Below are 12,809 nucleotides of genomic sequence, written 5' to 3' on the forward strand. Positions count from 1 at the left end.
CCAGCGTCAGTGCGCCCCCTCGGTGTCGTCGCCAGCGCGTGGCGTCGGCAGCCGGATGCTGGCGATCAGGCCGCCCTGGTCGCGATTCGCGAGTTCGATCTCCATTGCATTGGCAATCGCGAGTTGGCGCGCCACCGCAAGGCCGAGCCCGGACCCGCCGGTGCTGCGGTTGCGCGAGCGTTCGAGCCGGTAGAAAGGGCGGAACACCGCCTCGCGCTCCTCGTCCGGGATGCCGGGGCCGCGGTCGAGCACGAACAACGCCGGCGTCTGGTGGCGACAGTCGAGCCGGACCTCGACGGTGGCGGTGCTGTAGCGCAGCGCGTTCTCGATCAGATTGCCGAGGATGCGCCTGAGCGCCGGCGCGTTGACCGAGTGGATACAGCGTCCGAGCGGGCGCCAGAGGATGCGGGGTCGGTTGCCGACCACCTCGCTGATCAGCTGTGTCAGGTCCGCGCGGTGGCGCTCGCCAGCGCCCAGGGTACCGCCGAGTTCGACAGCCTGGCCGATCTGCGCGCTCATCTCCTCGATATCGCGCTGCATGCGGGCACTGAGCGCGGGATCGGTCTCCGCCGGCAGCATCTCGAGAGCCAGCCGCAGCCGGGTCAGCGGGGTGCGCAGATCATGCGAGATGCCCGCGAGGAGCACGGTGCGGTCGGCAAGCAGTTCTCGCACCTGCTGACTGGTCTCGTTGAACTGCCGCGCCAGGTTGGCCAGCTCGCGTGGCCCGCTTTCGGGGAGGGGCTTTGGCGAGCGGCCCTTGGCGACCTCCTCGGCGGCCCGCGCGAGTCGCGTCAGCGGGGCGGTGACGCGTCTGGCCAGGATGGCGGCGGTGACCAGCACCAGCAAGACCGCGAGCGCGCAGATGACCACCGCGCCGATCAGCGGTCGGGTACCGATGCGATCGCGTGGAATGCCGGCCCAGATCGTCCCCGCCGAGGTCTCCAGATCGACCCAGAACCAGCGGCGGCCATCGATCAGGTTGCTCTGCATCTGTACCGGTTGCCCCATGCGCCGGCTCAGCGCCTGGCTCAAGCGGACGACATAGGGGTAGAAAAAGTTGTCGAGTTCGCGCGGCGGCTCTGAGCCGATCAGCAGTCGCACCTGATACTCATCGAGCAGTCTGGCCTGGTAGTCCGCCCGCGCCTGTTGCGGGAGCAGGCTGAGGGTGCGTGCGGAGAGTTCGATGATGGCGGCGAGATCCGCCGTGGAGCGCTGCACGACCGGGTAAAGCACATAGTAGAGCGCAGAGCCGAAGGTGATCAGCGCGAAGCTCCCGAAGCTCAGCACCAAGGTGAGCAGCACGCGGGTGAAGAGCGAGCCGGGTGGACGCATGCGTGCCGGGGCTTAGATCTCGCCTGCCGGCGTGAAGATGTAACCGCGACCCCAAACGGTGCGGATATAGCAGGGAGCCTTCTTGTCCGGTTCGATCTTGGCGCGCAGGCGGGCGACCTGAACGTCGATGCTGCGATCGAACGGGTTGCGCTCATAGCCCTTGAGCAGATCGAGCAGGCGATCGCGGTCGAGCACTCGATTCGGATGCTCGGCGAAGATCCGCAAGAGGTCGAATTCGCTGCCGGTGAGGGCGATGCGCTCGCCATCGCGGGTCAGCCGCCGACTGGCCGGTTCGAGGCGATAGGGCCCAAAGCTGAACTGGCCCGCGGACGCGCCATCGTTGCCGCCGTGGGCGGGCCGGCGCAGCACGGCGCGAATGCGCGCGAGCAGTTCGCGCGGGTTGAAGGGCTTGGCCAGGTAGTCATCGGCACCGACCTCGAGACCGACGATGCGATCGATCTCATCGCCGCGTGCGGACAGCATGATGATCGGCATCTGGGTCTGTTGCCGCAGGCGCCGGGCGATGGTCAGGCCATCATCGCCGGGGAGCATCAGATCGAGGATGATGATGTCCGGTTTGCGCGCCGCCAGCCGCTCGAACAGGGCGACGCCATCGGGCACGCCGCTGACCTTGAAGCCCTCGCGCTGCAGATAGTCCTGGAGTAATTCGCGCAGCGAGGCATCGTCGTCGACGACGAGCACCTGCGTCCTCGCGCTTGGGTCGTCGCTGTTCATCGCAGATTCCTGGGCGTCTCCGGGGCTCGTTGTTACACACTGTTACAGCATAAGTATATGCTGAAATACCTTTGGCGTTGCCTGCGGCGATACTCATCACCGAGTGCCCCTGGGTTCGGGACAAGAACCCTGTTCTTCTCTCTAAAATGGATGCACGCAACGGAGGTGTTGTATGAGTTTCGATGCGTTGACGGTAGGTGGTTTATTGGTTGCCCTGCTGAGCGGGGGCTTTTTGATCGGTCTGGTCTGGCATAACGACCGCGTCTCGTCCAAGCCGAGCAGGCCGGGTGACGAGCGCCTCGTCGCGATGACATCGCAGGATCGATAGATAGCACGAATCACACGTTTTCTGGGCAGCAAGCCTCTTCGGCCACCGGGACGACAGATGTCGCGGTGGCCGTTTTTTTGTCTGGCCGCCGCCGTTTGACGGTGGACAACGCGCGCGCGCGCCCGCCATGGTTGAATCGCCGGTCAGCTCCTTGACAGACCGGTTCGATCCTTGAACATGAAACGCAAAGCGCTGATGGCGATCGCGCTCCTGATCCCGCTGGTGATGCTGGCCCTCGCGCTCCTCTCGGTGGCGGAGCCCGATTTCGAGGTCGTCGCCAAGGGCGATGGCTTCGAGCTGCGCCGCTACCCCCCCTTCAATGTCGCCCAGGTTCGGGTGAACGCCGATTTCGAGCAGGCCAGCGAACGTGCCTTCGAACCGCTGCTCGGCTATATCAAGGGCGGTAATCGCGGTGGGCGCAACCTGCCGATGATGGCGCCGGTCAATCAACAGCCGCTGGATGAGCCGTCCGCGGCTGGATCCGCATCGACATCCACGACGGCGCCGCGGGCCTGGCGGGTCCAGTTCGTGATGCCGAGAGAATATCCGTTGTCTTATCTGCCGCCGCCGGCCGACGAGCGCGTCTCGCTGCAGCGACTGCCGGCTCGCCTGCTGGCCGTGCGCCGCTATCGCGGCGGCTGGGGCGAGGCGCGCTATCGCGAGCAGGAGGCCGCGCTGTTGGAGGCGCTCGCGGCGAGTGGCGCAACAATCATCGGCGCGCCGATCTTCGCGCGCTACAATGCCCCCTTCGTGCCTGGGTTCTTACGCCGCAATGAGGTCTTGGTCGAGGTCGCCGACGATGGCTCGGCGCCGTTCGCACGCGACTGACCCGCCGCGCCCGGCATGCTTGACCGAAGCGGCCTGGAACGGCTGCTTCTGGAAACTTCCGCTATCCCAAACAGTATTTAGGTGAATCCCATGTCCGTAGTCACGGGAGCGCGTGTCGGTCACGGCTTCGGCCAGCAAACGATGGTCGCGGGCGCGCCGATGCGCCGGCAGGTCGAACTGCCAGAGGCCCTGGAGGCCACGCGCGATTGCTTTGCGACCGCGCATCTGAAAGAGATCAGTTATTACGTCGGCGGGCCCGAGGACGGCCAGCCGTTGGTGCTCCTGCACAGCATCAACGCGGCACCGAGCGCCTTCGAGATGAAGCCGCTGTACGACCATTATCGCGCCACCCGGCGGGTCTATGTGCCGGAGTTGCCTGGCTTCGGCTTCTCCGACCGCAGTGATCGGCCTTATTCGCCGGAACTCTATGCCAACGCCATCGTCGCCTTCCTGACCAACGTGGTACAGAAGCCGGCGGATGTCGTCGCCTTCTCGCTCAGCAGCGAATTCGCCGCGCGGGCCGCGCTCAGCGCCAGCGAGCGCTTCCTCAGCCTGGGCCTGCTGTCGCCGACCGGCTTTGGCGTGCGCAAGCTGCCTTCCGGCGGCGTCGGCCAGGCGATGCATGGGGTCTTCACCCTGCCCGGACTCGGTCAGGGGCTGTATCGACTGCTGACCCAGCGCCCGAGCATCCGCTACTTCCTGCAGCGTAGCTATGTCGGCAAGCCACCCGAGGAAATGGTCGAATACGCCTATGCGACCTCGCGCCAGCCCGGCGCCCGGCACGCGCCCTATCGGTTCCTCGCCGGTCAGCTGTTCACCCGCGAGGCGACCGAGACGCTGTACGCGAAGGTCGAGGTGCCGGTGCTGGTGCTCTACGATCGCGATGCCAACGTCGGTTTCGATCTGCTGCCCGCATTCGTCGCCGAGCATCCGAACTGGACAGCGGTGCGCATCGAGCCGACCCTGGGGCTTCCGCAATGGGAGCGCACCACGGAATGCGTCGCGGCGCTGGACGCCTTTTGGGCGGCGCGGGGTTGAGTCCAGGGTGGCCGGCGTTTCGCCCTGCTCGGTTTCGGGTCCGGTGCTGGACGCGGTGCTGGCGCCAGCCGCCCTGGGCCGGCGGGGCATGACGGTCGATGCCGCGCCATGCCAGCGATCAGGACGCGCCCTGACGTGCTCGCTCCACTGCAAGTGCTCGACCAACTGAAGGCCAGGCTCGCCGAGGGCATCGAGATGCTGCCGCTCGCCTCGAGCCTTGGTGTCGGCGAGGATGCGGGGCGCGGACTGGTCTCGCTGTTGCTCGCGCTGCCACGGGTGCCCAGCTCGTTGCCGCAGTTGACCGGGGCGCAGTTCCAGTTTCGTCATGTCCAGCGCGACGAGCTGCGCGCTGGCTATGGCACGGCCGCCGAATGGCACGCGGCAGGCGCCGATCGGTTGCGGCAACTGGCCGCCTCGGGGCGGGCCCTGCGCGCGCACTGGGATCGCGCCGATCCCGACGAGACCGGCTTCGAGGCCTTTGCCATGCTCGGCTTCGCCGCCAGTCCCGAGCCGGCGCCGATGATCGAGGACCATCTGCCGAACGCGTTGCTCTGGGTGCCCGAGATCGGTGTGCGGGCCAGTACGGGCGCGGCCGCGCTGGTGCTCTCGGCGCCGCGCCCGAAGACCGCTGAGGCGCTGTTGCAGCGCTGGAGCGCGGCCCTCGATGAACTCGTGCCGTGGCTCTATCGCCCGGTCGAGGGGCCGCTCATGGCGGCGGGTCTCAGCCACGAGTTCGCCGAGCCCGATCAGTCGGAATGGGCGGCGCTGGTCGACGCGGCGCTGCGCGCGATCGACGAGGGTTCGCTGCAAAAGGTGGTGCTGTCGCGGCGCTTGGATGTGGTCGGGAGCCGTCGTTTCGATGTCGATCGGTTGCTCGGCGTGCTGAGTTGCCTGTTCCCTTCCTGTCAGGTGGTCAACCTGCGTCGGCAGGGTTCGAGTTTCGTCGCCGCGACGCCGGAGCGTCTGCTCAGCCAGCAAGGCCGCGCGCTCGAGGTCGATGCGATCGCCGGCACCACCGACCGCAACGCCGATACCGCCGCCGATGCCGCTCTCGGCGAGGCCTTGCGGGCCTCGGACAAAAATCTGCGCGAGCATCGCTTCGTCATCGATGCGATCCGCGCCGCCTTGCGGCCTTGTTGCCGCGATATCCAGACGCCGGCCGAGCCGCAGTTGATGCAACTGAGCAATGCGCAGCATCTCTGGAGCCCGATCCGCGCCTGTGCCGATGCCGGGGTCGATGTCTTCGACTTGGCCGAACGACTGCATCCCACGCCAGCCACCAATGGCCAACCGCGCCATGACGCGAGCGCCTGGCTGCGGCGCAGCGAGCCGTTCGAGCGCGGCTGGTACACCGGTGCCGCCGGCACCCTGGAGCCGGATCTCAGCGGTGAGCTGTGGGTGCTGCTGCGCTGCGCGCGCGTCTGCGGCAACCGCGCCGAACTCTATGCCGGTGCCGGCATCGTCGCCGGCTCCGATCCCGCGACCGAGTGGGATGAGACCGAGGCCAAGCTGCGTGCCATGCTCAGTGCGCTGCAATACGCATGAGCCAGTGTGTGAGCCAGCGTGTGAGCTAACGTATGAGCCGCAGGCCCGCCGCTAACGCCGATCCGACCGATCCGCCAGCATGGGATGCCGGGTCGGATGCCGCGCCCGGCTGTCTCAACCTGCGCTGGGCCAGCGCGCTGCTCGAGGGCATGATCGCCGCCGGGCTGGCGCGGTTGGTGCTCTCGCCGGGCGCGCGCTCGACGCCGCTGTTGATCGCGGCGCAACGCCTCGAGGCCGCCGGTCGGTTGCGCCTGACACCGATCCTGGACGAGCGCAGCGCGGCCTTTTTCGCGCTCGGACTGGCGCGCGCGACCTTGCGCCCGGTGGCGCTGCTCGCCACCTCCGGCAGCGCGCCGGCGCATTGGTATCCGGCCGTGATCGAGGCCGCCGAGACCGGGCTGCCGTTGTTGCTGTTGTCGGCGGATCGCCCGCCGCGACTGCACGGCTGGGGGGCGAATCAGACCATCGATCAGACGCGGCTGTTCGGCGCCTTCGTGCGCGCCTTCCATGATCCCGGTCTGCCCCAGGCCGGGGCGGCGGCGCTCAAGGCGCAGCGCGCGCTGGGTCGGCGCGTGGCGCTGGTCAGCAGCGGCAAGCGACCGGGGCCGGTGCATCTGAATCTGCCGTTCGACGAACCGCTGGTGCCAGAGGCCGATTGCGCCGAGCCGTTGGCGGCCGGCAAGGACACCCGGACCCGCGTCTCGGGCGGGGGGGTCGCCGAGGATCTGGGGACCTCGGTGCCAGGCTGGGGGGCGAACGACTCTCTTGAGCCGATGATCCAGGCAGACCCTGAGAGGCTTGGAACCGAGATCAAGCGCCTCAAGTGGCCGGCTGGCCGGGGCCTGATCCTCTGTGGTCCCGGCGCGGAACCGCGCACGCCGGTCAGCATGGCCACGCAGCCGAGTCTGTCGCCAGCGCTCTGGCGTTGCGCCGAGGCCTTGGGGCTGCCGGTGCTCGTCGATCCGCTGTCGGGGTTACGCGGCGGCGCGCTCGTCGAGACCCGCATCGGCGCCTATGATGCCTTTTTGCGCAACCCGACGCTGGCGCGCGCGCTGCGCCCGGATTGGGTGCTGCGCATCGGGCGTGCGCCGGTCTCCAAGGTGCTCGGCGACTGGCTCGAAGGCGTGCCATCGATCCTGATCTCCGAGGCCGGCGTCTGGTCCGACCCGAGCCAGGATGCGCTGGTCCAGCTCGAATATCCGGCTGCGGCGGTGTGCGAGGCGCTGCGCGTGCAGGCTGCGGTCAAGCCCGATCCCGATTGGCTGGCGCATTGGCAGGCTGCCGAGCAACAGACCTGGCGGCTCGCTGACGCCCACCTTGGGCAAGCGCCAACTTTGCCCTGGAGCGAGGCGCAGGTGATCCAGGCGCTGAGGGCCGCGATCCCCGACGATGAAGCCCTGTTCTGCGCCAACTCGATGCCGATCCGCCAGCTCGATACCTGGTGGCGTGCCGGCGGGCGGCGGGTGATCCTCCTCGGCAATCGGGGCGCCAGCGGAATCGATGGGTATCTCTCGACCCTGGCTGGCGTCAATCAAGCCGGGCTGCCGTGCTGGGGGCTGACCGGGGATCTCTCGTTCTGCCACGATCTCAGCGGGCTCTTGTTGGCGGCGCGGCTCGACCGCCCGCTGCTGGTGCTGAATAATGGCGGCGGCCATATCTTCGATTATCTGCCGCAGCGCGGACTGCCGGATTACGAGCGCCTCTGGCAGACGCCGCAAGCCGTGGAGCTGCAAGCCTTGGCCGCGCTCGGCGGCTTGCGGCACTGGCGGGTCGAGAATCGTGACGCATTGGAACGCGCCCTCGGCGCGGTCGGGCTCGGGCCGGGCCTAATCGAATGCCGGATCGACCCCGAGGTCAGTCGCCGCGCGCACCTGGCCTTCTGGGAGCGCGTGCGACGTGCCGCCTGCCCGCAAGCGCCTTACTGAGACCTGGTAACAGTGAGAACAGCATGAACGACGAACAACAACAGCGCCCGCCGATCGCCTGGGAAGCGGTGACCGAGCCCGGCTATCAGGACATCCTGATGCATCGCGCCGAGGGCATCGCCAAGCTCACCATCAACCGTCCGCAGGTGCGCAATGCGTTCCGCCCGGAGACGGTGCTCGAGCTGATCGATGCGTTCCACCGCGCGCATCTGGACCCCGAGGTCGGCGTCATCATCCTCACCGGTGCCGGCGAGCTGGCCTTCTGCTCCGGTGGCGATCAGCGCATCCGCGGCGATGGCGGTTATCGCGACGCGGCCGGCACCGAGCACCTGAACGTGCTCGAGTTGCAGCGCCAGATCCGCACCCTGCCGAAGCCGGTGGTGGCGATGGTGGCCGGTTATGCGATCGGTGGCGGCCATGTGCTGCATCTGATCTGCGATCTGACCATCGCTGCCGAGAATGCCCGTTTCGGCCAGACCGGGCCCAAGGTCGGCAGCTTCGACGCCGGTTTCGGCGCCGGCCAGATGGCGCGCACCATCGGCCTCAAGCGGGCCAAGGAGATCTGGTTCCTGTGCCGCCAGTACGATGCCCAGGAGGCGCTGCGGATGGGGCTGGTGAATACCGTGGTGCCGCTCGCCGAGCTGGAGGCGACCACGGTCGACTGGTGCCGACGGATGCTGCGCCACTCGCCGACCGCGCTGCGCCTGCTCAAGGCCGCGTTCAATGCCGACAGCGACGGTCTTGCCGGCATCCAGGAACTGGCCGGGAATGCGACCGGGCTCTTCTATCAGACCGCCGAGGCGCAAGAGGGGCGCGATGCCTTTCTCGAGAAGCGCGCGCCGGACTTTGGGCCGTTCCGGCGGCGTCCCTAGGCGCTCGACGGCAATCGCCTCAGAGGCCATCGAACGCCTTTTGAGCGCAACGCAAGGTCTTTTGCAGGCATTGGCTATGGAATCGACTCCTCGCATATCGGCGCCCGCAAGCGGCGCCTCTCCGCCCCGCGAGCGACTGCGGCGCTGGATCGAGGCGGCGCGACCGCGCACCCTGCCGCTGGCGCTCTCGCCGGTGCTCGCCGGCCTGTTCCTGGCGGTGGCGCAGAACGGACGCTTGGCGTTCTTCACCGCGCTGGCGACGCTGCTCGCGGCGGCCGGGATCCAGATCGGCACCAATCTGCACAACGATGCCGCCGACTTCGAGCGCGGCACCGATACCGCCGATCGGCTCGGCCCGCCACGCGCCGCCGCGCAGGGTTGGTTCAGCGCGGCACAGGTCAAGCGCGCCGCGCATCTGGTGTTCCTGACCAGTTTCCTGCTCGGGCTGCTGCTGGTGGTGCGCGGCGGCTGGCCGATTCTCGTCCTCGGGGTCGCCGCGATCGCCTCCGGCTATGCCTATACCAGCGGTCCCAAACCGATTGCCTATGGCCCTTATGGCGAGCTGTTCGTGCTCCTGTTCTTCGGCATCGCGGCGGTCGGCGGCACCTATTACCTCCAGACCCTGACGCTCTCGGGGCAGGCCATCGTGCTCGGCCTCGCGCTCGGGCTGCCGGCGGCGGCGGTGCTGCTGCTCAACAACTATCGGGACTTCGACACCGATCGTATCGCCGGTCGACGCACCCTCTGCCATCTACTCGGCCGCCCAAACGCGCGCCTGGTCTACGCGCTGCTGCTGCTGAGTCCGGTGCCGGTGCTGCTGGTCGGCGGGTTGCCGGTGCGGGGCTGGCCGCTGCTGCTGGCGCTGCCGCTGGCGCTGCTGCTGATCCGCCAGCTTTGGCGCCGCGAGGGCAGGGCGCTGAATCGGCTGTTGGCGCGCACCGGTCAGTACCAGCTGGTGTTGACGTTCCTGGTCGGGCTGGGATTGCTGCTCAGGGCCTGAGTCGCTGGGTTTCTGGCTTCCGTCCGGCAGCCGCCCCCATGGAACGGGGCGATGATCCGCGTTTCCTTTGATCGCGTGAGGCCATGCTGCTGCAACTCAAGCGAATACCCTATCGGCTGCCGTTACGCCGGCCTTGGCGCACGGCGCATGGCGTTCGCCGCGAGCGCGCGGGCTGGCTGGTGCAGGCGAGCGGCGACGGTTGCTGCGGCTATGGCGATTGCGCGCCTCTGCCCGAGGCCGGGACCGAAACGCCGCTGGCCGCTGCCGAGCGTTTATCGACTTGGATCAGGGAGCACGGCCAGTGCACATTGCAGACGCAGCTCGCGCTGCTCGAACACGCGGTTCCATCGGCAACGCCCGCAGCGGATGCCGCGTTGGAGACAGCCTTGCTCGATCTCTCCGCGCGCCTGGGCCGGCTGCCGTTGCGCGAGTCTCTGCTCGGTGACGGGTCTCGCGCTGGGTCGTCGAAAGCGACCTCGGAGATCGAGATCAACGCCGCCCTTGGTGCAGTGGCCGCGTCTTCGCAGCCCGCGGTGCCTGATCAAGTCTCCGATGATGCGTCGGATCAGGTGTCCGCTGAGATCCCTGGGGCTGCGCAACAGGGCGCCGAGCAGGCCTTGCATCCGGCGCTCGCGGCCGGCTTTCGGGTGTTGAAGGTCAAGGTGGGGGTGGCGCCGGTGGAACAGGAACTCGCGGCGATCCGGCATCTCTGCGCGCGGCTCCCCCCGGGGGCGCGCTTGCGGCTGGATGCGAACCGCGCTTGGAGCCTGCCCACGGCGCGCAAACTGCTCGACGATCTGCTGCCGCTGGCAAACTGGATCGAGTCGCTCGAAGAGCCTTGCGCTGCGGCCACCGATGCCGAACTCCGCGTCTTGCAGGCACGGACCCCGATCGCGTTGGCGGTCGATGAATCCTTGCCGGCGCGTGGCTGGCCGCTCGACCCGGAACAGCTGCCGCTGCGTCGATTGGTGCTGAAGCCGGGGATCGTCGGCGGCCTGCGGCCGACCTTGGCGCTGGCTCGGCGTGCGCGGTCGGCCGGCCTGGAGGTCGTCATCACCAGCTTGATCGAATCCGCCGCTGGACTCTGGAGTAGCGCGCAGCTCGCGGCCGCCACCGGCTCCCCGCTCGCCCACGGGCTGGCCACCGGTATTTGGCTGGCGGCTGATCTGGGGGCCGCGCCGGCGATCGCGCGGGGATACATCCAGCTGCCCAAGCGGCCGGGAAGCGGCTTTTCGCCCGCGCAACGTGCTGTCGATGAGCCCGTCTCCTTCTGAAAACCTCGATGCGTTTCCCGCGTTGGCCGCGCACGGCTTGCGTGGGATTCAGATTGGTCCCCGCGCAGTCGATGAGCCGCCACGCGTCCTCTTGCTGCACGGCTTCACCGGCCTGGCCGAGGATTGGCTCGACTGCTGGCCGACGACGGACACGGAGCCGGAGGCGGATTCGCAGCTGGAGCCGCCATCCGTGCCGGAACCCGTCCTGGAGACCGATCCGCGCTCAGCACCGGCGCCGGCTTTGGCCATCGATCTGCCGGGACATGGCGGCAGCGTTGCGCCAGAAGGGACCTTCGATGAGTCACTGCAGCGGTTGCTCGCAGCCTTGCCGGCCTCGATCGAGCGCGTCGTCGGCTATTCGCTCGGCGCTCGTCTGGCGCTCGGCCTGCTGCGGTTGGCGCCGCAGCGCTTGCGCACGGCGATCATCCTCTCCGCGCACCCCGGCTTGGCCGATCCGCAAGCGCGGGCGAGCCGCCGGGCCGCCGATCGACGTTGGATCGAGCGGCTTGAGCAACCGGGCCTCGCCGCCTTCGTCGAGGCCTGGGAGGCCTTGCCGCTGTTCGCAACGCAGGCATCGGTGCCCGCGTCGCGTTTGGCCCGGCAACGCGAACGGCGTCTGAGTCAATCCGCAACCGGGCTCGCGGCCTCGCTCTCCGTGCATGGGCTGGCCGAGATGCCGGCCATGCGCGAGACGATCATCCAGTTTCCCGGCGCGCTGCACTGGGTCACCGGTGCCGAGGATCGCAAGTTCAGCGCCTTGGCGCGCGAAGTCGGACGCTGGCGGCCAGCGTTGCGGCTGCATTCGCTGCCCGGCGTCGGTCACAACCCCTTGCTCGAAGCGCCTGAGCAACTGCGGGCGCTGTTCCTTGGGTCCGGGATCACAAAGGCTGCGGCCCAAGCTCATCCCTTGCCAACACGTCCGCCCGGGGCCTGGGACACGTCGCCTTCAGCCTGAGCGCTGCGGATCTCGGTACACCGGTGTCCGGCTCCCCCTCCCAGGGACGTCATCAATAACGGGCGCAGCTGCGTCTCATAGAGCTGTGGCGAGGCCGGCTTGAGAAACGCGCGTGTAAAGAAGCGCAGCACCTGGCGGCTCACTTTCGACGTGTGGCGAAAGAAGCGTAACACCTGGCGGCTGAGTTTCGAGGTATTTCGACGTATGGCGATAGAACGGCGCACTCCGGGGATTCATCAGCGCCGGATCCGTTGATTCAGTGCAGGCCTGGCCACGGCAATGCAGAACGCCCGGCTCCCGTGGCGCGCCAAGGTCGTTAGCTCCTCAAGCTCCAGGCCAGCGGCATCGATCTGCGCCCTGAGTTCAGGCTCATAGGTCACGCGCCCGAACTCGATGCTCGTCACCCGCTTCAGCATCGGCTTGAGGATCTCCATCCAGCGGTCGGGCCGCATCTGAAGGGTCTGGGTGAAGTACAGACGTCCGTCCTCGCTCAACAGCGCCGAGCAATGCCGCAGCGCCCGCTCCGGCTCGGGCAGCAGCATGAAGCTCCCGGAGAAGTACACGGCATCGTAGGGACCGCCTTGGTGATCGTAGACGCATTCGAGACGAACCTCGGCATGATTCGCGAGCGGGGAATTCGGCAGCCTTCGCCGGGCACGCTTGACGTAGTCGGCATCGATATCGATGCCCGTCACGCGCAGCCCCTTGCGCTCGACCAGATCGGCGTTCGCCAGCAGGGCCCCGGCGGTGCCGATGCCGACGTCCAGCATCGCAGCACGCTCGGGCAGGCGCTTGAGCACCGCCGCGTACCACTGGGACGTGAGTCTGAGGATCAGTGCATCGTAGATGTAGCTTCGGATCATGGGCGCGAGATGAATGGCGTCAACAACATCGGACAGTCGCGCTGAGCATGTCACCAAGACGCGGACATGGAGGTTATTGTCCTGATTTCAGGGTTCGCGTGGAGGCGGTGTTTG

The 12,809-nt window shown here is 67.9% G+C and carries 12 protein-coding genes; 9 read left to right on the forward strand and 3 right to left on the reverse strand.

What is annotated here, in order from left to right; translation table 11 throughout:
* Positions 1–6: 6 nt before the first annotated feature.
* Positions 7–1,332, reverse strand: a complete 1,326-nt coding sequence (locus ACLFQI_RS06565) for an ATP-binding protein (protein ID WP_410758099.1) — start codon at positions 1,330–1,332, stop codon at positions 7–9.
* Between the two features lie 12 nt (positions 1,333–1,344).
* The gene (locus tag ACLFQI_RS06570; RefSeq protein ID WP_410758100.1) at positions 1,345–2,067 is read right to left on the reverse strand and encodes a response regulator; all 723 of its coding nucleotides are present in this window, start codon (positions 2,065–2,067) and stop codon (positions 1,345–1,347) included.
* A 172-nt stretch (positions 2,068–2,239) separates the two neighbouring features.
* Between ACLFQI_RS06570 and ACLFQI_RS06575 the strand changes: the two genes are divergently transcribed.
* The 9 genes from ACLFQI_RS06575 (at position 2,240) to ACLFQI_RS06615 (ending at position 11,832) form a co-directional block, all read left to right on the forward strand.
* Complete coding sequence (locus ACLFQI_RS06575; protein ID WP_410758101.1) at positions 2,240–2,395, forward strand: hypothetical protein; 156 nt, start codon at positions 2,240–2,242, stop codon at positions 2,393–2,395.
* Between the two features lie 177 nt (positions 2,396–2,572).
* Positions 2,573–3,223 carry an SOUL family heme-binding protein gene (locus tag ACLFQI_RS06580; RefSeq protein ID WP_410758102.1) on the forward strand — a complete coding sequence of 217 codons (651 nt, stop codon included), beginning with the start codon at positions 2,573–2,575 and terminating at the stop codon, positions 3,221–3,223.
* A 90-nt stretch (positions 3,224–3,313) separates the two neighbouring features.
* Positions 3,314–4,261: an alpha/beta fold hydrolase gene (locus tag ACLFQI_RS06585; RefSeq protein WP_410758103.1), complete on the forward strand. Its 948-nt coding sequence runs from the start codon at positions 3,314–3,316 to the stop codon at positions 4,259–4,261.
* 108 nt (positions 4,262–4,369) lie between these two features.
* Positions 4,370–5,806 carry an isochorismate synthase MenF gene (locus ACLFQI_RS06590; RefSeq protein ID WP_410758104.1) on the forward strand — a complete coding sequence of 479 codons (1,437 nt, stop codon included), beginning with the start codon at positions 4,370–4,372 and terminating at the stop codon, positions 5,804–5,806.
* Between the two features lie 32 nt (positions 5,807–5,838).
* Positions 5,839–7,731, forward strand: a complete 1,893-nt coding sequence (gene menD / locus ACLFQI_RS06595) for a 2-succinyl-5-enolpyruvyl-6-hydroxy-3-cyclohexene-1-carboxylic-acid synthase (RefSeq protein WP_410758105.1) — start codon at positions 5,839–5,841, stop codon at positions 7,729–7,731.
* A 23-nt stretch (positions 7,732–7,754) separates the two neighbouring features.
* Positions 7,755–8,603, forward strand: a complete 849-nt coding sequence (gene menB / locus ACLFQI_RS06600; protein WP_410758106.1) for a 1,4-dihydroxy-2-naphthoyl-CoA synthase — start codon at positions 7,755–7,757, stop codon at positions 8,601–8,603.
* Positions 8,604–8,679: 76 nt separating this feature from the next.
* On the forward strand, positions 8,680–9,603 hold the full coding sequence (locus ACLFQI_RS06605) for a 1,4-dihydroxy-2-naphthoate polyprenyltransferase (RefSeq protein WP_410758108.1): 924 nt from the start codon (positions 8,680–8,682) through the stop codon (positions 9,601–9,603).
* An 83-nt stretch (positions 9,604–9,686) separates the two neighbouring features.
* The gene (menC, locus tag ACLFQI_RS06610; RefSeq protein WP_410758109.1) at positions 9,687–10,877 is read left to right on the forward strand and encodes an o-succinylbenzoate synthase; all 1,191 of its coding nucleotides are present in this window, start codon (positions 9,687–9,689) and stop codon (positions 10,875–10,877) included.
* Complete coding sequence (locus ACLFQI_RS06615) at positions 10,858–11,832, forward strand: alpha/beta fold hydrolase (RefSeq protein ID WP_410758110.1); 975 nt, start codon at positions 10,858–10,860, stop codon at positions 11,830–11,832. The genes menC and ACLFQI_RS06615 overlap by 20 nt, the downstream gene beginning before the upstream one ends.
* A 236-nt stretch (positions 11,833–12,068) precedes the next feature.
* On the opposite strand, the gene ACLFQI_RS06620 is transcribed toward ACLFQI_RS06615, so the two are convergent.
* Positions 12,069–12,692: a class I SAM-dependent methyltransferase gene (locus ACLFQI_RS06620; RefSeq protein ID WP_410758111.1), complete on the reverse strand. Its 624-nt coding sequence runs from the start codon at positions 12,690–12,692 to the stop codon at positions 12,069–12,071.
* Positions 12,693–12,809 lie beyond the last annotated feature (117 nt).

Origin of the sequence: Halochromatium sp. (genome assembly GCF_046541315.1) — a bacterium.
Taxonomy (GTDB): Bacteria; Pseudomonadota; Gammaproteobacteria; order Chromatiales; family Chromatiaceae; genus Lamprobacter.